General features: G+C 52.2%; 13 protein-coding genes and 1 tRNA gene. 8 read left to right on the forward strand and 6 right to left on the reverse strand.

All coding sequences use genetic code 11. The features are described 5' to 3' along the window. Positions 1-16: 16 nt before the first annotated feature. Together HY774_17530 and HY774_17535 are read right to left on the reverse strand one after the other, a co-directional pair. Positions 17-3,013: a diguanylate cyclase gene (locus HY774_17530; GenBank protein ID MBI4750285.1), complete on the reverse strand. Its 2,997-nt coding sequence runs from the start codon at positions 3,011-3,013 to the stop codon at positions 17-19. Between the two features lie 66 nt (positions 3,014-3,079). Next, a tRNA-Met gene (locus HY774_17535) sits at positions 3,080-3,153 on the reverse strand. Positions 3,154-3,354: 201 nt separating this feature from the next. Here HY774_17535 and carA point away from each other — a divergent pair. The 4 genes from carA to HY774_17555 all read left to right on the forward strand — a co-directional run bounded on the left by carA (position 3,355) and on the right by HY774_17555 (position 10,321). Further along, positions 3,355-4,506, forward strand: a complete 1,152-nt coding sequence (gene carA / locus HY774_17540; GenBank protein ID MBI4750286.1) for a glutamine-hydrolyzing carbamoyl-phosphate synthase small subunit — start codon at positions 3,355-3,357, stop codon at positions 4,504-4,506. 279 nt (positions 4,507-4,785) lie between these two features. Further along, a complete protein-coding gene (locus tag HY774_17545) occupies positions 4,786-6,252 on the forward strand; it encodes an AAA-like domain-containing protein (GenBank protein ID MBI4750287.1) in 1,467 nt (488 codons plus the stop codon). Positions 6,253-6,391: 139 nt separating this feature from the next. Next, entirely contained in the window at positions 6,392-9,616 is a 3,225-nt protein-coding gene (locus HY774_17550; GenBank protein MBI4750288.1) for an AAA-like domain-containing protein, read from the forward strand. Positions 9,617-9,892: 276 nt separating this feature from the next. Continuing rightward, entirely contained in the window at positions 9,893-10,321 is a 429-nt protein-coding gene (locus HY774_17555) for a hypothetical protein (GenBank protein ID MBI4750289.1), read from the forward strand. A gap of 97 nt (positions 10,322-10,418) precedes the next feature. Here the strand turns inward: HY774_17555 and HY774_17560 are convergent, their stop codons facing one another. The 3 genes from HY774_17560 to HY774_17570 form a co-directional block, all read right to left on the reverse strand. Further along, entirely contained in the window at positions 10,419-11,138 is a 720-nt protein-coding gene (locus HY774_17560) for a TIGR02646 family protein (protein ID MBI4750290.1), read from the reverse strand. 35 nt (positions 11,139-11,173) lie between these two features. Beyond that, positions 11,174-12,559, reverse strand: a complete 1,386-nt coding sequence (locus HY774_17565; protein MBI4750291.1) for an AAA family ATPase — start codon at positions 12,557-12,559, stop codon at positions 11,174-11,176. Positions 12,560-12,894: 335 nt separating this feature from the next. Continuing rightward, positions 12,895-16,344, reverse strand: coding sequence for a TonB-dependent receptor (locus tag HY774_17570; protein MBI4750292.1), 3,450 nt, complete (start codon positions 16,342-16,344; stop codon positions 12,895-12,897). 423 nt (positions 16,345-16,767) lie between these two features. Between HY774_17570 and HY774_17575 the strand changes: the two genes are divergently transcribed. From HY774_17575 to HY774_17590, 4 genes are all read left to right on the forward strand, one after another. Beyond that, positions 16,768-18,126, forward strand: coding sequence for a serine/threonine protein kinase (locus HY774_17575; protein ID MBI4750293.1), 1,359 nt, complete (start codon positions 16,768-16,770; stop codon positions 18,124-18,126). 251 nt (positions 18,127-18,377) lie between these two features. Continuing rightward, positions 18,378-19,055 carry a Holliday junction resolvase RecU gene (locus HY774_17580; protein MBI4750294.1) on the forward strand — a complete coding sequence of 226 codons (678 nt, stop codon included), beginning with the start codon at positions 18,378-18,380 and terminating at the stop codon, positions 19,053-19,055. Between the two features lie 184 nt (positions 19,056-19,239). After that, positions 19,240-21,195: a hypothetical protein gene (locus tag HY774_17585; GenBank protein MBI4750295.1), complete on the forward strand. Its 1,956-nt coding sequence runs from the start codon at positions 19,240-19,242 to the stop codon at positions 21,193-21,195. Positions 21,196-21,202: 7 nt separating this feature from the next. Next, positions 21,203-21,718: an LOG family protein gene (locus HY774_17590; GenBank protein MBI4750296.1), complete on the forward strand. Its 516-nt coding sequence runs from the start codon at positions 21,203-21,205 to the stop codon at positions 21,716-21,718. Between the two features lie 156 nt (positions 21,719-21,874). Here the strand turns inward: HY774_17590 and HY774_17595 are convergent, their stop codons facing one another. Further along, on the reverse strand, positions 21,875-23,296 hold the full coding sequence (locus HY774_17595; GenBank protein MBI4750297.1) for an aldehyde dehydrogenase family protein: 1,422 nt from the start codon (positions 23,294-23,296) through the stop codon (positions 21,875-21,877). Positions 23,297-23,455 lie beyond the last annotated feature (159 nt).

The following is a 23,455-nucleotide window of genomic DNA, read 5'->3' on the forward strand; positions in this document are numbered from 1 at the left end:
TCCAATCAACAGTGGATCACTCGGCTTGAATCCTGGATGACTCGTTGGTGGAGTGATCTGGTACGGTTTGGGCAACCTGGACACAGTTGCGGCCTTCGTGTTTGGCTTGATAGAGTGCCTGATCGACAGCCTCAATCAACGATTCGGGCGAAAGGTCCAGCCGTGGCACCACGGTGGCAATGCCCTGGCTGAGCGTCACCATTTTACTCGCTGCAAGTGATTTTTCATGTGGAATTTGGAGTGATTCGGTCCGAGTTCGTAAAATTTCAGCCAGATTCCGGGCACTCTCAGTGGAACTGCCAGGTAAAACCGCTACAAACTCCTCGCCGCCGTACCGGGCCACGATATCTCCGGCCCGGATGACCGTCTCTTTGAGTACCTGACCAATTTTGCGCAGACAGGCGTCACCAGCCTGATGACCATAGGTATCGTTAAAGAGTTTAAAGCTATCAACATCAATGAGAATGACGGAAATCGGTGTCTTGGCCCGAATTGCCCGCCGCCACTCCAGATCAAACACTTCATCGAAATGCCTCCGGTTCGCAACACCAGTCAGGGCGTCAACATAGGACAGGCGTTGGAGTTCCCGGTTGGCCTCTTCAAGCTGCCAGGTGCGTTTTTCAACCAGTTCCTCCAGGATGAGTTGCTGTCGTTTGAGTTGGGCGACGCGCAGGCTATAGAGCAACCCTCCGGTGGCCACCACACCAAGAATACAAAGTCCATAAAACCAGTATGTCTGGTAAAAATGGGGCTTGATCGTGAGTTTGATGGTGCTTCCAGTGGTATTCCACACGCCGTCATCATTACAGGCCACCACATGGAAGGTATATTCGCCGGGCGGAATGCGCGTGTAATAGGCTACTCGGGGACTGGTCTGATTGGTCCAATCAGTGTCATATCCTTCAAGTTTAAACCGGAATTTGACCCGGCTGGGGACTCGATAACTCAGTCCGGTGAAATGAAATTCGACTTTTTGGTTGCCAGCCTGAAACGTAATGTGCTCCAGGTTTGCCACTGGTTGCGAGTCAACCAGAACCTGCTCGATGCGAACCGGAATGATCTGCCCATTCAATTGAATTTGGCCCGGGTCAATCATGGCCACGCCCTTGATGGTCGGAAACCACAATTTACCGTCACGCGTCTTCCATCCGGCTGGCGTAACCCCGCCATTACATTCACTGCTGCGCAATCCGTCGGCCTTACTAAACACGGTGCATTCAAGGGCTTTGAGTTCCTGCTGGGCAAAACGGTCCAGCATGCTTTTCTGAATTCGGAAAATCCCTTTGTTGCTGCTCATCCAGAAGCAGTTTTGATTGTCTTCCAGAATTTGATACACCGTGTCGTCAAATAATCCTTCTTTGGCGGTAAAGGTGGTGAACTGTCCATCTTGATACCGATTTAACCCACCTCCCGCCGTCCCAATCCACAGGTTGTCTTCCAAATCTCGATAGAGGGAAACCACAAAATTATTTGAAAGCCCATCCTGAGTGGTGTAGACCCGGATCTTCCCATCTTTCAAATGATTGAGTCCGCCTCCGTCAGTTCCAATCCACACGCTGGTGTCAGTGTCTTCACAAATGGCCCAGACCACGTTGTGGGAAAGCCCTTCCCGCTGGGTGAAGCGGGTAATCTGACCATTTTGGATCCGATTTAACCCCGTATTGGTCCCGACCCACAGGGTTGTGTCACGCGCCTGGAAAATCGCCCAGATAAAATTACTGGTGAGTCCATCGGCTGTACCCAGATGCTTTTGGACCTTTCCGTCTTTAAAGTAGTTGAGACCGTGTCCGCTCGTGCCAACCCATACGCCCCCGTCTGCCGTGGCGCAAATTGAAGAAACATCGTTACTTGAGAGTCCATTTTGGGTGGTAAAAGTGGTGATTTTCCCATCTTTGAGGCAATTAACGCCGCCGCCGCTGGTGGCAATCCAGAGTGTGTCCTGGTTGTCTTCGCACAGTGAAATAATATCGCTGTTGGAAAGACCTTCCGCCGTGGAAAACATGGTGAACTTGGTATCACAAAAGCGGTTGAGTCCGCCGCCGTCAGTGCCAATCCAGAGACTGCCTTCGGAATCCTCGCGGAGTGCCAGGACCCGTTCATCCGTCAGTCCTTCATCGCTGCTATAGGTGGTTAACTGTCCAAAACTCAACCGGTTGAGTCCATTCCCCGTACCAATCCAAAGATTGCCCTGACGGTCTTCATACATCACAATCACGGAATCATCCGAGAGTCCGTTTTTGGTGGTGTAGGTGGTGACTTCATCTCCAGAAAAACAGAACAACCCTTTCCCATCCGTCCCAACCCACAACCGGCGGGCCTGATCGCTGTAAATGCTCCGAATTGCGGCATCGGTAAAGGTTTCGGTTGACGCAAAAAACCGCAACTGGTCATTGTGCAAAAACGTCAGCACGCCACTGGTAAAGCCAACCCACAGGTTCCCGTCCCGATCTTCTGAAACTGCACTGATACGCTCATCAAAATTGCCGGTTGGGGAGAGAAATACCTTAAACCGGCCATTGGTCAGACGATTGAGTCCCCGGTCGGTGCCGATCCAGAGATCCCCTTTTTGATCCTCGCACAGCACACGGATGACTTCGTTTGAGAGTCCATCGTGACGGGTATAGGTCGAAAATTTCCCATTGTCGAGGCACACCAACCCGCCGCCGTAGGTGCCAATCCAGAGCCGACCAAGTCGGTCTTCGCACAGCGAAAGAATAAAATGGTTGGTAAAGGCTTCGGTGTTGGATTTATCGAAGACCGTGAACTTGACCCCGTCAAAGCGGACGAGTCCCTCCTGGGTGCCAAGCCACAAATAGTTGTCGCGGGTTTGCAAAATGGCGGTGACTGAGTTTTGGGGAAGTCCCTGTTCGGTTTGCCACACGTCATGACCGTATTGGGTGACACGTTTGGCCGGGTCGAGCGCCGTTACCGGGCTGAACGCCGAAACGACGCACGGCAGCAAAAAGGAAAGAAACAAGCGTGCGAACCAGAACCACGAAACGCGGCAGGTCATGACAGTTTCTTTAAAAGCGTGAGGTGAACGTGTGTGGGATGAAGAACCGGACTGAAGGCTGGAAAATAGCGGCGGTTGGACTTGAACCAACGACCTACGGGTTATGAATCCGTCGCTCTGACCACCTGAGCTACGCCGCCATGGGATTTTCAAAGTAAAAGAGCATACGGACCTGAGCCGAATCTGTCAAGCATCTGCTGAAGACCGACGATAGTTGTGCTATGGTATCGGCGCTCAAACTGGCGTTCGCCCAGTTTTCAAAAGCTGAGTCGCTCGAAACCAGAGGTCGGCGGTCAGCTTTTCATTGAATCAAATCAGTTTTCAACCCAAAGGAGTGTGTTGTGGAAGCGGTACTGGCTCTTGAAGATGGTCGTGTATTTCGTGGGCGCGGTTTTGGCGCCGTTGGCGAAACCGCCGGGGAAGTGGTGTTTAACACATCAATGACAGGCTATCAGGAACTGCTGACAGATCCTTCATATGCAGGTCAGTTGGTTGTGATGACCTATCCACACATCGGCAATTACGGCATTAACCGGGAAGATATGGAATCGCGTCGCCCGTTTCTCCAGGCACTGATTGTGAAGGAACTTTCCCCAGTTGTGAGCAACTGGCGGGCAACTGAAACCCTGGACGAATACCTGCGCCGGACGGGGATCCTCGGAATTGAAGGAATTGATACCCGGGCGCTGGTCCGACATCTGCGCGAACGCGGCGCCATGCGCGGGGTGCTTTCCACCACCGAAACCAATGCCGAAACCCTGATCCAACGGGCGGTCAATTCGCCAGGGATGGTCGGTCGTGCCCTGGCGCGTGAAGTTTCCTGCACCACATCCTATGAGTGGAAAAGCACTCACCTCTTTGGTGAAGAGCCCCTTTTTCCAGCCCCAGACGGTGAACCCTTTCAGGTCGTGGCGTTTGACTTTGGCATCAAATTTAATATTTTGAGGCACTTAACGAAGATTGGATGTCGGGTGACGGTGGTTCCGGCGACCACCACCTTTGAAGAAGTCCAAAAACTGAACCCGGATGGTGTGTTTTTATCAAATGGACCTGGCGACCCGGAGCCGCTCCAGCAAATTGCGGCTGAAGTCCGAAAGCTGGCTGAAACCTATCCAACTTTTGGCATTTGTTTGGGGCATCAGTTGCTGGCACTGGCGTTTGGCGCCAAAACCTACAAATTGAAATATGGCCATCGTGGCGGAAACCATCCAGTGAAAAATTTGATCACCGGACGGGTTGAAATCACAGCCCAAAATCACGGGTTTGCGGTTGAACCCGAATCAATGCCCGCCGATTTTGAAACCACCCACATCAACCTCAACGACCAGACGCTGGAAGGCATGCGTCACCGCCACCTTCCGGTCTATAGCGTCCAATATCACCCCGAAGCTTCCCCCGGCCCGCATGATGCCTCATATTTATTTGATGACTTTACCCGATTGATGCACCAGCACCGGGCATTGCGGACGTCAAACGTCGGATGCGAAGCCTAGAAGACAGGGTTCGGGGTTCAGGGTTCGGGGTTCAGGGTTTGAAAAATATAGCCTTTCAGATAAATATTTCCTCGGCCTGTGCTCCATTGAAATCTCAGAAATTATTGAAGAATTTGATTTTATTTTCTGTGTATTTTTGTGTATTCCGTGGGTTCTTATTCTGACAATCTATAGATAACAGGTTTGCCACAATTTTGTCTCTTTCATCTTTATTTGTTTTTTCCTGAACCCCGAACCCTGAACCCTGAACCCTGAACCCTGAACCCTAAGCCCTAACCTATGCACATTGCCATTCTTCACGAACGACAATCCCAGCCTGATGACTATGTGGCCCAGGTTTTGGAATCGGCGCTGACGGCCCAGGGCTGCCAGGTGTTTATTGACCGATCCCAGACCGATGGTGTCGAGTGGGTGCGTGAAATCAAAAATCAAGTCCGCATGGCTGATGTGGTGATTGTGTTGTTGTCGGGCACCTCAGTCAGCGGTGAAACCCTGGCCTATGAGATCCGAATTGCTTTTGAAACCGCCCAACAACAAGGAAAACCCAAAGTATTGCCCATTCGGCTCAATTTTCTTGACCCGTTACCCCGACCACTGACCGGCATTTTACCCGAGCCCATCGTTTTTTCCTGGATGAGCCCGCAAGACAACCTTTCACTGACCCAGGCGGTGCTTTCGATCTTGAACCCGGCTGGTCCGGCGGTGATCCCACCGGATATGACACCGCAACCGCTTGAACCCGTTGGCGGGGCGGTGCCGTTAAACTCAAAATACTACATTCTCCGCCGGGTGGACGAAGAATTCAGCACGGCCATTTCACGCGGGGATAGCATTGTACTTGTGAAGGGAGCGCGCCAGATGGGCAAAACCTCACTTCTGGCACGTGGGCTGCAGCAGGCCCGTGAAGCTGGCGCCAGGGTGATTCTGACTGATTTTCAGAAGCTCAATGATGCCTACTTTGACTCAATCAATACCTTTTTTCTGATGCTGGCTGAAATGATTGTTGATCAACTCAACCTGGATGTCGAGCCGGAAAAGGTGTGGCATACCCGCCGTGGACCGAACATGAATTTCGAGCGGTTTTTACGGCGCGAAGTGCTCGGGCAACTCCAAACCCATCTGGTGTGGGGGCTCGATGAAGTGGACCGACTCTTTAGCTGTGATTTTGGGAGCGAAGTCTTTGGGCTGTTTCGGTCATGGCACAACGAGCGGTCGCTTGACCCGACCGGCCCCTGGCAACAGCTCACGCTCGCGATTGCTTATGCCACCGAAGCACACCTGTTTATCACTGATCTGAATCAGTCTCCGTTTAATGTCGGCACCCGGTTAACCCTTGAAGATTTTACCTTTGATCAGGTGAAAGAACTCAACCAGCGGTATGGCCACCCTCTCAAGGATGACGCCGAAGTTGCCCGGTACTTTCGGATGGTTGGCGGGCATCCGTATCTGGTCAGGCGCGGGTTGTACGAAATGGTGGTTCAATCCCTGAATTTGTCAGTGTTTGAAGCCCAGGCTGATCGCGATGAAGGATTGTTTGGAGATCACCTGCGGCGGTTGTTGATGTCTATTCTGCAAGACGATGCCTTGACCCAGGGCATGAAATCGGTTTTACAAGAAAAGGGCTGTCCGCATACCGAGAGTTTTTATCGGCTCCGGAGCGCTGGTGTGATCTTGGGCGATTCTGGCCGGGAAGTCCTGCCACGCTGCCAGTTGTACTCGGTGTATCTCAAACGTCATCTGCTTTAAATCAGGGTTCCGGGTTCCGGGTTCCGGGTTCCGGGTTCCGGGTTCCGGGTTCCGGGTTCCGGGTTTTCGAATTTTGGTCCTTTATGTCTTTTCCCTAACCCCCAACCCCCAAATCCTGACCCCTGACCCCTATTTTTCTATGAGCAGTTTTTACGTCACAGGTGGAACGCTCCGGCGGGACGCTCCGTGCTACGTGCCACGTCAGGCGGATACCGACCTGCTCGCTGGATTGAGCGAAGGGAAGTTCTGTTATGTCTTGACGTCGCGGCAGATGGGGAAATCCTCGCTGATGGTGCGGACTGCCGTGCGGCTTCGCGAAGAAGGTGTGGCCGTCGCCGTCCTCGATTTGACGGCTATGGGGCAAAACCTGACCACTGAGCAATGGTATGACGGATTACTCACCCGTGTCGGGCAGCAGCTTGATCTGGAAGACGAGCTGGAAGAATTCTGGCTTGATCACGAACGATTGGGGCCGCTCCAACGCTGGATGCGGGCCATTCGGGAAGTCGTGCTTGAGAAAATCCGCCGCCAGGTGGTGATTTTCATTGATGAAATTGATGCCGTTCGGAGTCTTCCGTTTTCGACGGATGAATTCTTTGCTGCCCTGCGTGAGTTTTTTAACCGCCGAACCGAAGACCCTGAACTGACCCGCCTGACCTTTTGCCTGCTTGGCGTTGCCACGCCTTCCGACCTCATTCGCGATACTCGCACGACACCCTTCAATATTGGCCGGCGAATCGAACTGACTGACTTTACCGAAACCGAAGCGGCGGCACTGGCACGCGGGCTGGGGCGTGACGAACAACTGGGCCTGACCCTGCTCAACCGGATTTTGCACTGGACCAACGGGCATCCCTACCTGACTCAGCGGTTTTGTCAGGCCGTGGCTGAAAACCAGCAGATTCAAGATGCGCCCGCGATTGATCGGTTTTGCGAAGAATTGTTTTTAAGTTCACGGGCTCGCGAACACGATGACAACCTGCTGTTTGTCCGCGAACGGATTTTGCGGAGTGAAACTGATCTCGGCGGGTTGCTCGATTTTTATGCCCGCATTTGTTCACGGCAGGCAGTTCGTGACGACGACACCAACCCGCTGATCAATATTTTACGGCTGGCCGGCATTGTGCATGTCCGGGATGGACTGATTGTCGTTCGCAATCGGATCTATGCTCATGTGTTTGATCAGGAATGGGTTACCTCACATATGCCGGATGCTGAAATCCGCCGGCAACGGGTAGCTTATCGGCGAGGGATGATCCGCACGACACTGATTGCCGTGGTGATTTTGGCGGTGATGGCGGCCTTGCTGGTGATTGCAATCAAACAGCGCGACCGGGCCGAACAACAGGAACTCGGCAAACGGCGACTTCTCTATGCCGCCCAAATGAATCTGGCGCAACAGGCGTGGGAAGATGCCAACGTGGCCCAGGTGCTCGAACTTCTTGAAGCCTACCATCCAAAGCCGGGGCAGGAAGATTTTCGTGGGTTTGAGTGGTATTACCTGTGGCGGCTCTGCCACACCAATCTGATGACATTACCCCACAAGTCACTGGTCTATGCCGTGGCTTTTTCCCCGGATGGTCAATGGATTGCCACCGGGAACGCCGATAGCACCGTCAAGCTTTGGAATGCGACCAATGGTCAGGAAGTCGCCACACTCACCGGACACGTTGGCTGGGTGTATTCAGTTTCTTTCTCTCCGGATAACCAGACTTTAGCCACAGCCGGAGAAGATGGAATCGTCAGGTTGTGGGATCTGCGCAGCCAGAAACTGGTTCACTCGTTAACCCGGCATACCGATGACGTCAATTCAGCCGTGTTTTCGCCCGATGGAAAATTACTCGCCACCGGCAGCGATGACCAGACAATCAAGCTATGGAATACCGACACCTGGCAGGAAATAGCCACACTGACGGGTCATCTTGAGGGAATCAATCCGGTGGCTTTTTCACCGGACGGAAAAACGCTGGCCACTGGAAGTAAAGATACAACCGTGAAGTTGTGGGATGTGCAAACCCATCAAGAGCTGGCCAGCTTGCGTGGACATACCGACTGGGTGCGGTCACTGGCCTTTTCACCAGATGGAAAGTTACTGGCTACAGCGAGCATGGATAGTACCGTCAAGCTCTGGAACATCGAAAAACGCGAAGAATTCGCCACCTTGAAAGGCCACACCAGCCTGGTGCATTCCGTGGTTTTTTCTCCGGATGGCACCCGAATTGCCACGGGAAGCTGGGATAACACCGCCAAAATTTGGAATGTCGAAACCCAGCAAGCCATCAGCACTTTAAAAGAGCATCTGGATCGGGTCTGGGCGGTCGCCTTTTCACCCGACGGCAAGCGGTTGGCCACGGGCAGCGAAGATCACACCGTGAAACTGTGGGATGTTGAAACCGAACAGGATTGGACTACGCTCAAAAAAGAGCCCGGACGGGTTACGTCACTGGCATTCTCCGGCGATGGAAAAATATTGGCGGCGGGCACTGGCTATCAATTTCCAACTGGACGTCAGATTGTCACGGAAGAACCCGGCACGGTTTTCCTGTGGGATGTTCTTTCGCGGAGGGAGATTACCGCCTTGCACGGGTTCACCCATCCGGTCTGGGCCGTGGCCATTTCACCGGATAATCGTTTTTTGGCCACGGCGACGGGCGATGGTCACCGTTTTATTACCCAGAGCAAACCTCAACGCGCATCTGATATCAACACGCTCAAGGTTTGGGATTTGGCAACCCAGCAGGAAGTTCCACTCTTTAAAGACCATCGGATCCCAGTCTGGGCCGTGGCTTTCTCTCCGGATGGGCAGATGCTGGCGGTTGGCGGTGGTGGGAATGTGGTGATTGTGTATGACGTGGACACTGGTCAGCGACTCTTTGAACTCAAAGGCCACACCAACGACATCAACTCCATTGCCTTTTCACCAGATGGGAAACGGTTAGCGACTGGGAGCGATGATCGGACCATTCGACTTTGGGATATGCTCCGGGGCAGTGAACTCGCGTTGCTTGACGGGCATACCGGCCCGGTTGTGTCAGTTGCCTTTTCACGTGACAACCAGTTACTGGTTTCCGGCAGCCGGGATCGAACCGTTCGAGTATGGGATCTGGCCACCCGTCGGGAAACACTGACGTTACGTGGTCATCGAACCAACATCAGCTCCGTGCTTTTTTCGCCCGATGGAAACCGGATTGTGACCGGAAGCCAGGATGGAACCACCAAATTATGGGATCTTCAAACGGGTCAACAACTGGCGACTTTGAAAGGGCATTCAAGCTGGGTCAATGCGGTTGTGTTTTCCCCGGATGGAAAAATTCTGGCTACCGGCAGCCAGGACAGCACGGTGAAGTTGTGGCAAACGGAATGACAAGGGGACAGGGGGGACAAGGGGACAAGGGGACAAGGGGACAGGAGGATAAGGCATAAGCGACAGGATAAGGATTTCAGGCCCGGAGGGTCGTTGTGTAATAGCCGTGGTGCGAAGCCCACGGTGTGGATAAGATGATAAGGTAACGCCGCCTGTAGGGCCCTTCATGTTTTGGTGAAGGAAAAAATTCTCCACAAAAATTTTGGCTGCTGTCGATTTTCGAAAAGCCGGTTCGTCAATGCAATGATCAATCATTTCATTTGGAGGAAAACGAACATGGCTTCAATCAACTGGATTCGGGTGCTCCTTGGTGGACTGGCCGCCGGGTTTGTCATGAACTGCGGAGAATTTGTCCTCAATGCGGTGATCTTTGCCAAAGACATTGAAGAATCCAACCGCAAACTCAACCTTCCACCGCCCAGCGGAGATTTTATCGCCAAAGCTGTCATCCTGGTATTTCTGGTCGGCATTGTGGCGGTGCTGCTCTATGCGGCGATTCGTCCGCGCTTCGGAGCGGGTCCGAAAACAGCAATTCTCGCCGGGTTTATGGTCTGGTTTCTGGTGTTTGTGTATGGCAGCGTTTTAAACAACGCGATGGGAATTTTCCCGTTAAACCTGACTCTCATCGGACTGGCCTGGGCCCTGGTTGAAGCCCCGCTCGCCACACTCGTCGGCGCCTGGGTCTATCGGGAAGAGGCCGCATAAATCAATAGTCGAAATGGTGCTTTTCAATCAGAGGTTTTCGCATCCTGAACGGCTACTGTTTAGGATGCGAGAATTCAACGGTTATCTTTGAAAGGGATCACTCGTCATTTGCAGCAAGTTGGGCCAATGCAACTCGTGCAAAAGCCGCATGTTCGCTTTGATCTTCTGTGGATTGGTTAAGAAAAGTTTGTACTTCTGCACTTATTGCAAGATCAGGGTGATTGACGTTTTTGAAAAGAAACTTCAACAAGGTTGATTGTTTTTCCCGTCTATCTCGAAGTGCTCTGCGATTTAAGCCCAAAACCTCAATCGTCGTTTGCCCTACAAGACTTCCATCCACTGCTTTAGCTTTACCCTCGATGGTAAATGTAATGTGTTCGGCTGGGTCCGTTTCAGCCGGATTGATCAATAATGGTTGTTCCTGGTCCAGGTTGTCTTTATGTGATTTGGCGCGGGTCTTTAGATCGCGAAGCGGAAAATAGATGCTTTTTTTCTGGTTACATGTGTGACAGGCGTAAACCAGATTGGTCCATTCATACACCAGCCAATAATAGCCAGATTTTTCTATAGCGGTTTGTAGATCCTGACGGCACTCACTTTTTGGCCTGAAGTGCTCAATTTCTCCATCCTCACCAATTTTGGTTTCGCAGTAACAACACTTGTCGAATTGTGCCTTGATGAGTTCATTTTTTACCGTCGAATCACCATAGATGCTGCTATTGAAACGGAATTTTCTTAAACCAGTGAGGTAGTCGTGTGAAAAGCGACTAAACAGCCTGCAAAAGACAGCTTTTTTCTTTTTTCCTTTCGTGGTCAAAATCCTTGGAGTTTCAGTGGGTTTGTGAATGCGAATCACTTTGGTTGAACCCCCCGTTGCTTTAATTCCTGGGCGGCGCGACGGATCAAATCCATGGCTTCCAGTTCCTGGAGTGTTTCACCTGTCGGAAGTTCGCTGATTTTTTGTCGAATGGTTTTCAGTTCCGCTACTTCCGATTCTGAAAGGGACGGTTGTGACAGCAAAACTTCTCGACGGGCAAAGAGTTGATCCCAATCGGGAGGCCGGGCTGATTCAAGTTCAAACAAGTCACTGGTCAGGATTTGATCAACTCGCCATCCTCGGACAGCTTCGATGTCCTGCTCAATCACTACATGATCATCTTTCCGTTTGAGCACCACAATGTTTGCTTTCACGCTGACCGCCGCCTGCACAATCAACGGACTATGGGCTGTGACGATAAACTGAGTGTTTGGAAAGCGTTCGCTCAAATAGGTGATGATTTGGCGCTGCCATTTGGGATGCAGGTGGAGGTCTATTTCATCAACCAGCACCACCGCCGGTTCAGCCAGCGGATCAGGGCTGTCGGGATAGCGTTCAAACAAGCGCCGAGCCAGATCAACCACCCAGGCAATCATGGTTCGGTGGCCAATCCCCAGACTTCGTACCGAAACCCAGCCATACGGCGTTTGGAATTCCACACGAGCATGCTCTTTGACTGACGTAAGTTGAGGAATCCGAATATCTTGAATATCTGGAAGAATGCTTTTTAATATCTTGATAACTTCATCAAACTGTTGTTCAAACTTACTGGCGACTTCAGGAGTTGAGGATTTAGCATTGAGTTGGGTTTTTAAAAGCCATTCTTCTGCATTGCCGAGCGCCGTGTCTTCATTAAAAAGCGTGTCCCAATTTCCAATATCCTCCTCTTTTTCAGTGACAGGGGTGGATTCCCGCATCCGACGCGAGGCGCCATAGCCATAACAAATCAGATTCTCCAAAGCACCAAACCCTAACAAAGGAGTTGGGTCAAATATAAAATTTATAACCTCATCTTCTTCATACTCTATGTTGAGATCGCCTCGGGCTATATTTCCAGATGAATCGTCTTTGAGTTTTGCGCCAAAGGAATTTTCCACCGAAAGCATCATTTTATTTTCGTTGTGGCGGCACACTGGTACCACATACTTGACCATGCTCTGGGCTTCAAAATACAGCTTTGGCAACCGCGCTGGTCCATATATTTCTCCAAACCATGTTTTTTCAACAGTCGGTTCCATTTTTGCTAGGCACTGCAACAAGGTTGTTTTCCCCACACCATTGTCGCCTAAAATCACGGTCCATTGAGCTGGACGACCATTCCCGTCTGATACATCAAGTTTTTGTCTAGGTCCGAAGCACCGCACATTCTCGACTTCCAATGAAAGAAAGTAGGCTGGTTGAGAAACAGATTGGTTATTCATAGACTGAAGTTCTTTTAGATGGCTAAGGGAAGTGGTTATTTTTCAATAGACATTATCGGCGGTAAGGGATCGTTAGAAAACAACTTCCCATTTTCGTTTGGGAATCAGGTATTTGGATTGAGCATCCTGAAAGGCTGCCCGTTCGGATAGCCGGTGGTGCGAGGTTTTGGGAGCTACCACCGGGAAAGGTCAATTCCCAACCTTCCCCACTTCGCCTCCGCCCCATAGGGGCGGAGGCGAAGTGGGGAGAAAAGTGGAGGTTGCTATGTCCGGTGGTAGGCCCAAAGCGGCCAACCGACCGGCTATCCGAACGGCAGCTCTTCGAGATGCAAACCCTAAAACACATACTTCACCGCGAGTTGGATTGTCCGGGCGGGAACAGAGGTGTTGATGGATTGGCCAAATCCAGGAGCTTCCAGAATGCGCACTGGGATGCCGAAATGGGTGCGGTTCAACAGGTTAAAGGCTTCGGCGCGAAATTGCAGGTTCTGGCGTTCGGAAATGGCAAACCGTTTGGTCAACGCCAGATCAACCGTCGCCACACCGGCGGCCCGGAAGGTATTGCGGCCAAGGCTGCCATCGAGCAACAAATCCACGTCAAACGGCGCTCGCAGCGAATCAATCGTGGTTCCTGGGGCGAGGGAAATCCGCGTCCGGCCTTCATCCGATACAATCAACCCCCGCAAGGTGTTGAGCCGGTCAGTCAGGTTGCCGTCCAGGTTGACATCCAGTTGGGTGTTGACGGTGTAGGGCTGCCCGGTTTGCAGCGTGACGATTCCAGCTACCTGCCAGCCGCCCAGGATGCGGTGCGTTCGAGCCAGCGGAAGGTCATACACAAAATGCGTGACAACCCGATGGCGAATATCAAAATTGGCGCTCCCTCGATCAAGCTGCAGTTTCCGGTCATTTTGGGCAAAGGCAAACGTGCCGGTCAGATCAAACAGGTCTGAGACATCATCAATGGCGTGTGAGTAGGTATACGCCATTCCAAATTGCAGCCCATCGCTGGCCTGCCGATCAAGTCGCACCTGAAGCGAATCAAACTGGCTTTCCGCCGAATTATCAAACACCGTAAACGCCCCAAGCTGGCGCACATCCCGATTGAGTCGCGGTGTGATGAGCGTCGGCGGCTGATTGGGCAACAAAAACAGCGCCTGATAGACCGAATTTGGTCCTAGATTGGGCGTTCGGAAGCGGATCAACTGGCGGCTTCGTGAACCAACATACCCGACGCCAAGCACATAATTTTTGGCGACCACGGCTTCAACCTGTCCACCAAACTGATGGGTGTAAGGTGTCCGCAACTCCTTTGCCGGCAGTGTAAAAGCCAGTCCTGGATTGGCAGCTTGAAGTGAAAATAAGGCACCGATTCCAGGCACAAACAGGCTGGATTGAAAGCCGACCGTGTTGGTCGTTCCAGGCTGAATCAATGGTGTCGGTGGTGTTCCCGCGCCGAAAAATGCCGGGTTGAGAAATGCGCCGTTAAATCGGTTAAACCCAATCAATGACGCGCCGAAGCTGGCTGGAATGAAATTTGGGAAGACATTGCGCGATTGACTGGTCAGGCTCCCCACCAGCGGGTCGTAATAAACGCCGTACCCGCCGCGAATCGAAAGTCGCTGGCTTTTGAACGGTGACCACGCAATGCCGACGCGAGGCGCGAAATTATTGCCGTCCGCTTCAAAAATTTTTTCCCGTCCATCCAAAAACTGCTGGTACGACGCCAGCGAGTCAAAAAACACTTTGGAAAATCCGCTCAAATTCGGATCGCCCGCCGGAAGGTCTTCCGGGCGGAGCTGGAAGGTGCGCTCAATACGCTGGCTCGCGTCGGTTGGAACGGTGTTGTATTCGTACCGCAGACCCATCGTGAGTGTGACTCGGGGATGGATTCGCCACGTGTCTGATACAAAAAAGTTCATTTCCGTCTGGCGTAAGCCCAGCGTTGAGTCAGGCGTTTGGGCCAGCGATTGCACCAGATTGGAGGGCAGCCCAAAGTTGACAAATTCGGTGCCGGTGCCAACTCTGGCCGACGCCCCGGCCACCACAAACCCTGGCGCAAACGTGGCTTGTGCGCGGTAGTTGCGATCCAGGAAGCTATTGAACTGCACCCGGCGGATGTCTGCCCCAACTTTGAGCGTGTGTTTGCCGAGGGTACTCACCAGTGTGTCGGCATACTGAAATGTGTTGTTGGTGCGTCCTTGCGGGAAAGTAAACACATCCACACCGATGGGACTGAGGCCCGAAATGGCCAGTTGCCCAAGCGGTCCGGTTAATCCATCAGGTTGACGGTCCCCATTGAGATCAATCCGGGGACGGGTTTGAAAAATGAATGGACTGCCGGCCTGCTCGTCAAAGCCAAGCGTCGTTCGGCCAAATGAAACGCGCACCTGATTGTAAGTGGTGGCCGTGAGCGTCGTGTCCAGAAAGAGCGAAATGTTGTGCGTTCGGGTTCGTGACCCAAGCGACCCACGCAAGGCACCGCCAACTGAAGGAATCAATGTTTCATCATCCGTCAAATTATAGCGTCCGGTGAAGTTATGGTCTTTTCCAAACAGCTTGAGTTGATGCGTGAGCCGGGCAGAGAAGAGTGTTCCATCAGCATCCGCTGGAAGAATTTGGGTAAAGGTGCTGGTGCCATAGGGTCCACCGGCGTTGTTAGGCAACGGAAACAGATCGAAGATATCCTGGGCCAGTGTGGTTTGAATCAGGCTGGAATTGCGTTCCGCTGGGGTTGGAACCGCGAAGTTGTGCTCCAGTTGACGGGTGGCGTTCTGACGCTCAAACGAGAAAAAGACGTGGGTCCGGTCTTTCACAATTGGTGCCCCGAGTGCAAAGCCAAACTGGTTGCGGCGATTCTTGTTTTCTTCGCCGGAGGGACCGCCAGTCAGGTCAAAGAAATCACGTGCTTGCAGGCCGTCCGTGGTGAAAAAATCATAAATTGTTCCGTGGACAGCGTTTCCACCTGATCTGGAAACCACGTTGACCTGCCCGCCAAAGTTACGCCCTGATTCGGCATCGCCCAGCAGCAGACTGATTTGAAATTCGTTGACGCTTTCAATGGATTGCGAGACCGGGGCAAAAAAGCCTTGCCGCCGAACGCCGACATCCTGGTCATTGTTGTCTGAACCATCCACCGTGAAATTATTGGCCCTCCCCCGCTGGCCATTGACTGAAAATTGACCGGAAGTTCCGACGCCGGGGCCAAGGCCAGGGCCGTTGGCGCCATACGTGGCCGGCGGCGGCAGAACGCCAGGGAAGAGAAACGCCATCACGTCAAAACTGCGAATTCCTCCAATTGGAAGTGCCAGCAGGGTTTGCGAATCAATATTGCCGCGCAGGGTGGCATCCGTTGGATTGATTTTCGCGGCTTCGGTTTGTGGTGTGGTGGTCGGCAGTGCGGTGCCTACTGGATATAATCGAATTGGCGGCACGTTGAGCGGGGTCACAATGTTGAGTGGAATCCGAACTGTATCGCTCTGATTATCCTGATATCCTTCGCGCTGGGCTTTGACCACATAGCGTCCTGGCTCCAAGAAAGGCATCCGATATGACCCGTCTGGGAGCGTTCGTGTCGCACGTGTGGTGCCGTTATCAATGTTGACCACGGTCACAATCGCGTTTGCCAGCGGCTTGCCATCTGGATCAATCACATCTCCGATCAATGTTCCAGAGGTTGTTTGGGCATAAAGTGATGGTGAAAACGAGAGCGAGCCCGTCAAAATGAGCAGGCTTAGCGTGATCCAGATTCCAAAAGAAGACAAAGTGGGTTTGAGAAAACCGATCATGCGGCCTCCGCGACCTGAAAAGATGGGTGGTGCTGTGGTGGGGTAGAACCGTAGGGCTGAAGAAACCAGGGCTGAGGGCTTGTGGTGTAACTGAAGCGATGAGGGATGAGGGATGAGGGATGAGGGATGAAATAAAACCAGTTCTTCAGCCCGATGTCTTCAGCCCCCAGCCCTGAGCCCGTTTTCTTCAGCCCGACTTCTTCAGCCCGATGTCTTCAGCCCTGAGCCCTGATGTGGACGCTACGCGAGGCAATTGAGAGCGTCAAGTGAATTTTCGGCTCCGGCAACCTAAAGCAGTTGCGACGCTTTGCACGAACGTGGTAGGTATCCAGCAGAAAAAGCACAAAAGAAAAAAGTTCAACTCACCCGCGGTGAAACCGGTGTACCTGGTAGTTTGAATTTTCCATAAAGGTTTTTGTTCGAATGAAAGAATGCCCAGCCTGCAATTCCTGCTATGACGACTCGGCCCGGTTCTGTATCCAGGATGGTTCTTCCCTGGCTGAATCGCTCCCCGGAAGTCGAACCTTTCACAATCGGTATCAATTGATTCGGATGATTGGCCGTGGCCGCCTTGGGGATGTGTACCAGGCCACCGATTTGACCAACCAGCACCAGGTTTCAGTCAAAATCATCCCACCTAATTTATTTACCACTCGTGAGGCCGAGACGACCTTTCAACAGGAAGTTCAACGGTTGATCAACATTTCCTCGCCTTATGTGGCCTCAACATTTGGCTACGGCTTACTGCCCAATGCCGCCAGTTATCTGGTGACCGAGTATATCGAAGGTCGAACGTTGAAAGATGAGCTTGAGGAAGAAAAAATTCTTCAAACATCACGGGCGCTTGAAGTTATCCGACAGTCAGCGATTGGGCTTGGGGTGGCGCACGATGCCAAAGTCCTGCACCTCGATCTCAAACCCGGCAATTTGTTGCTGATGGCTGATGAAGTCACCCGTGAATTACAGGTCAAAGTGGTGGATTTTGGGCTGGCCTGTTTGAAGGATTCACTTGGTGGAGCGGTGGTAACCGACACAGGATCAGTCATTTTCCGGATGCCCCACTACACCTCGCCGGAAGAATGCACCGGGCAGGCAACTGACCAGCGGTCAGATATTTACAGCCTGGGGATTATTCTCTATGAAATGCTGGCCGGGCGCGTGCCATTTTCTGAAAAGCAGCCCATGAAAGTCATTCTGGCGCACGCCACCAAAGCTGCTCAGCCGTTGCGTGACCTCAATTCTGATGTTCCACCCCCAGTTGAAGCCCTGGTAATGAAGATGCTGGCCAAAGATCCGGCCTATCGTCCGCAATCAATGGCGGCGGTCATTGCCGCGATTGAACAGGTACAGCCCAGTAAAAAGGAATCAGTAATGTACAAAGACGCTGTCAACCCACAGGCTGAATCACCCCAGCCGAAAGTCGAGCCTGATCCAGCTTCGCTCAATTTGCCGCTTCGGTTAACAATCATTGATACTGATGATGAAGGCAACAAATCACGAACCATCCCAGGTGTGGTCCATGATGCCTCGCCACAGGGAATGCGCATCCAGACCGGTACAGTGGCAACCGGCCATCTCAACATTGTCAAAGATCACACCGTGGCGTTTAAAAACCGGCTCGACATCGAGGTGGACATTCCCACCGGGACGGTTCACATGGATGGCTTTGCTGTCCGATACAACCGGGCTCCGGATGGAATCAACTGGATTGTGTACATTTATATCAAGGAAATGCCCCGTGCTGATCGGCGGCTGTATGAAGCGTATTTGAAGACGGTTTAATGAGGGTTCAGGGTTCAGGGTTCAGGGTTCAGGGTTCAGGGTTCAGGGTTCAGGGTTCAGGGTTCAGGGTTCAGGGTTCAGGGTTTTCGAATCAATTTCTTTTTATTTCCTTTGGTTCTGTTTCCGTGGGCTTCACACCACGGCTATGACACAACGACCCTTCGGGCCTAAAACCCTTATCCTGGCGCTGAACCCTGAACCCTGGTTCAAAAACCCTGAACCCTGAACCCTGAACCCTGAACCCTAATTCTATGTCTCACCCCATGCGACGGCGAGGCGCCGATGTTGGCAGCGGATTTCAGGAAGCCCTGAACCGCACCAACGAAGCCTATGAAAAAGCAGGTCTGGCCTGCATTACCCGCAAGGCAATCCCTGGAAAATACACGGTTTCCCGTGAAAACAAGCGGCGGGGGCTCTCACTCCCGTCGGTTGAAGGGCTCAATGTGCTCCAATCTGGGGCCAGGCTGAGCGCGGGTGATTTGCAGAATATTCTCAAATCGGAAGGTGCTCGCGACCCACGCCAGTTTGTCCCCGAATCGCGTGCCGAACCCGATTACGGCGGATGTATTGCACCAACGGGGAGAGCGATTTATTACGACGCCAAAAGCACCAGTCGTGAACAGCTTGATTTTGATAACCTTCACCCGCATCAGGTGAGTTATCTCGAACGAACCGCCGCCGTCGGCGCCGTAGCTGGGTTTCTGGTCGAATTTTCCGCCCATCAGAAAGTGTTTTTTATCCCAATCCAGGTATTGCTGAAATTTAAAGCGTCAACCACACGCAAAAGCGTTCCCTATCGCTTCTTTGAAGAAAACCTGATTCCGGTCAAGCCTGGAAAAGGGTTGTTGATTTATGACTATCTGCAAACCATTGCCGACCAGGAAGCAAAGTATGGGAAGGACTTTTCGGGGCTGAAGGCATCGGGCTGAAGAACTGGTTTTCTTTCATCCCTCATCCTTCATCCCTCATCCCTTGGTTTCATCCCTCATCCCTTCCTTTGCTCCGAGCTTGCGAGTCTTCCGCCCCACTTCTGGTACACCAATTGCCCCTTAACTCTGAAGCCATTGAAACCAGGCCAAATGGCGTATTTTTCCAACTTCAGGAGGTCTCAATATGGCGTCAAACAGATGTCTTGAGATGATGCTGGCAATACTGCGGCAAATTCCTGCGAGAAGATTGCTCCAAATTATACTGGTTGGCTTTTGGGTGGTTTTTCCCGGTCAAATTGCCTGGGGCCAGTTTGTTACCAGCCACGACGCATTACCACAACCCGAGATTTCAAAACCTCTAGTTGGAGTTCAACTTACTGATCCAGTGTTTGGAACAACTATCCAACGTTTGACTGATGCCCGTGCGGCTGGAGTTGATGGGATATTCCCCGAATATTCGCGGCGGCAGGCGTGGAATGCTGACGAAACACTACTTCTACTGCGCACTGGAGATGGGGAAACGCTCCTCTATGAAGGCCGGACCTATCAGTTTCTCAAGCGGCTCGACGTTGGTGGCGAAGACGTTTTCTGGCATCCGACAAATCCATTGCTGCTTTATTACAACCCCGACAATGCGTTGCACTCATATCACGTTTTCACAGGTGAAGATGTCCTTTTGCATACCTTTGCAGATTATGACTTTGCCAATACTCGTGGCGAAGGCAACCTCTCAAACGACGGGCGATATTACGCACTGGTTGGGCAAAAATATAATCAGCAAACTGGGGAAGTCCGCTTTCAGGACTTGATTCTTTTTGATCTGATTTTGAGTCAGGTGGTCAAAACACTGGCGTTGCCAGAAAACCTGCCGGATTTTGACTGGGTTTCAATTTCTCCTGGCGGAAATTTCATCGTCGTGGATTATGCCAGCGAAGAAACCGGACCGTTTCGCGGCGTCGAAGTCTATGACCTGGAGTTTCAGCGACTCTGGCAAAAGCCTCTCAGTTCAGGGCATAGCGACCTTGGGTTGGATGCGGCTGGTGAGGAAGTACTGGTGATTGGTGTGTATGACCCCGAGCCAAATCGGAATTACATCAAAAAGTACCGGTTGTCTGGTGGTCAGGAAACAGTCCTGCTGGATATGGAGTGGTCGTTTTACAACCACATTTCCTGTCGGAATGAAGCCCGCTTTGACTGGTGTCTGGTCAGTACCTATGACGGCGAAGGTCGGCTGGAAGACTCAGCCAGTTCGTGGCTACCGTTTGAAGATGAACTCCTGCTGGTGAAACTCGATGGCAGTGGGGAAGTTCGCCGGTTAGCCCATCATCACAGTCGCCGGTTTTCACCTCAAACGCCCGATAGCGACACCAGTGTGTACTTTGCCGAACCTCACGCCACGATCAGCCGCCGGGGAGATCGGGTGCTGTTTGGAAGCAACTGGCGCCAGGATATTTCGCAGGCGTCAAGTGTGGATGCCTTTGTGGTAGATTTCCGAAGTCTGATTGAACCGACCAGTGATTTTTCGCTGGCACTCAACCAGATGCTCATCACGATTGAACCTGGCAACTCAACCCAGGTCACAATCACCACCCAGATCATCAATAACTTTGCCACGCCAATTGCGCTTAGTGCCAGTATTCGACCGTTGGAATCAGGTATTTCCGCGACATTTTCCCCAAATCCTGTTCAGCCCGGCGAATCGGCGACATTGACTTTATCCACCACTCCCGCAACACCGGAAGGGAACTATGTGCTGGTGGTTACTGGGATAGCGGCGGGGATTCACCATCAGGCCGCCGCCGCATTACAAATTGGTGTGGTCGAAGATTTTTCAATCGGGTTTGATGTGTCATCCGTCACGGTGGAGCGTGGTGATGTTGTCTCAGTGACGATGCACATTCAGCGAGTCGGTGGGTTTGTCGGCGCCGTCGAAATAAAAGCACTCAACGCGAAAGCGCTCAAACTCAAGGTTGTTCCGAAAAAAGTTTCAACCATGGGCGATGAAGTTGTATTTCGCATCAAACCCAAGAAAAGGGCTTCGCTTGGAAGCCATCCGCTTGAATTTGAAGCTCGTGATTTGTTTGGAAAGGTGCGAATGGCAAAGCTGGATGTGATGGTTGTGATTACACAGGCACGGTGAAAAAAACATGTCAAGATTTGTCGTCGGTGTGATGGGCGCCGGAGAGAATGCCCGTCCTGAAGATGTCGCAAATGCTCACCGGCTTGGGGAACTCCTTGCCCGCGAAGGCTGGGTCGTTCTTTCGGGTGGGCGGACGGCGGGTGTGATGGACGCCGTCAACCGGGGTGCCAAATCCGTGCCTGGAAGCCTGACGATTGGGATCTTGCCGTCGCGTGATAGCGTCGCTTCAGAGTTTGTGGATGTGGCCATTGTGACCGATTTGGGCAATGCCCGAAACAACGTCAACGTGCTCTCCAGTCAGGTCGTGGTGGTCTGCGGCAAAGGCGAAGCTGGAACCGTTTCAGAAATTGCACTGGCACTCAAAGCCCGAAAACCGGTTGTCCTCTGTCTGGCTGCGAGCGATGAAGCTCAATTGTATGAAGCATTTCTAAAAGAATTAGGCCGTGATTTATTGACGATTTGCCGGGCTCCCGAAGCTGTGATTGAGCAGGTGAAGTTTGTACAATCTCAACTACACACCTAGCCAATCATCCAAATTGTGTTCACCACAGAGGACGCGGAGGGCCACAGAGGAAAACCATTCATTCCAGCCAGTTCTTTCTTCCCAGTTATAATGAAATCTTCGCGTTATGGAAATGCTAAAATATTGAAAATACTGTATTCCCCTTGGTCCTCAGCTTCACCGGCAGACGACCAGCAAGCGGGGTTCGGTCATTTCTTCAATCGCGTATTTCAGACCTTCGCGGCCAAAGCCGGAATCTTTCACCCCGCCATAGGGCATGTGGTCAATGCGGTAGGTCGGAATATCACCCACGATCAGGCCGCCGACTTCGAGGGTTTCATAGGCTTTGAGCACTGCCTGCATGTCATTGCTGAAAATTCCGGCCTGCAGGCCAAACGGGGAGGCGTTGATGGATTCCACCGCCTGCTCAAATTCGTCATAGCCTTCAATTGTGACGACCGGGCCAAAAATCTCCTGGCAATTGACCCGCATTTCCGGATCCGTATTTGTCAAAACCGTTGGAGTCACACAACTTCCGTCACGCTTACCACCCGTCAGGCAGGTTGCGCCTCCGGCCACGGCTTCCTGAATCCAGTGTTCGACTCGAACAGCGGCTGTTTCATTGATCAGCGGTCCGACATCCGTGGTTTCATCAAGTGGATTGCCGATGGTGAGCGCTTCGACTTTGGGGACGAACAGGTCGAGAAAACGATTGAACACAGGGCGGTGAACCAGAATTCGCTGGACCGAAATACACACCTGCCCGGCGTAGCCAAACCCGCCAATGACAGCCCGACTCGCCGCGTGTTCTAAATCTGCATCCGAGTGGACGATCACTCCGGCATTTCCACCAAGCTCCAGCGTCACTTTCTTCTTGCCAGCCAGGCTTTTGAGTTTCCAGCCAACCTGGGCACTGCCGGTAAAGGTCAGCATTTTAATGCGGTCATCGGTAATCAAGGGCGTTGCATACTCAATCGGGCAGGGAAGCACCGTCAGTGAGCCCGCTGGGGCGCCAGCCGATTCGACGATTTCAGCCAGTTTGAGTGCTGTGAGCGGTGTTTGAGGTGATGGTTTGATGATGATTGAGTTCCCGGCAGCCAGGGCCGGGGCCACTTTGTGAGCCACCAGGTTAATTGGGAAATTAAACGGGCTAATCCCGGTAATTGGTCCAATCGGAAACCGCCGGACAATCCCGAACCGGCCCGCCGAAGTTGCCGCCCAATCAAGTGGAATGTACTCGCCGTTGATCCGGCGGGCCTCTTCGGCGGCGATTGAGAAGGTAAACGCCGAACGTTCGACTTCAACCCGCGCGGCCTTGATCGGTTTTCCCGCTTCAGCGGCCAATGTTTGGGCGAATTCTTCAGCCTGGGCGGTGATTCCGGCGGCAATGCGATTGAGCAATCCAGAACGCTCATAACTGCCCAGGCGCTTCAAGGCGTCAAATCCTTCAACTGAAGCCACAATGGCATCTTGCACATCGGTTTCCATCGCCTGATAGGTGATTCCCACCACGCTCTGGTCAAAAGGTGCACGAATTTCAGTAACTTCCGGCGACGTTCGCCAGGAGGTGCCAATCAGGAATTTGTGTTCGTGTGACATAAAAAAGAATGAAGAATGAAGAATGAAGAATGAAGAATGAAGAAAAAGTGTGGTTCCTTAACCTGTAACCGTCAATATAAAAAAACAGCAGTTGATTCAACCTTTCCAGGTCGTTGATCCTGCTGGAAAAAAGGACATAAAAGACATAAGGGACAAAAG

The sequence above is a fragment of the Acidobacteriota bacterium genome, from assembly GCA_016208495.1.
In the GTDB taxonomy this organism is placed as follows: domain Bacteria; phylum Acidobacteriota; class Blastocatellia; order Chloracidobacteriales; family Chloracidobacteriaceae; genus JACQXX01.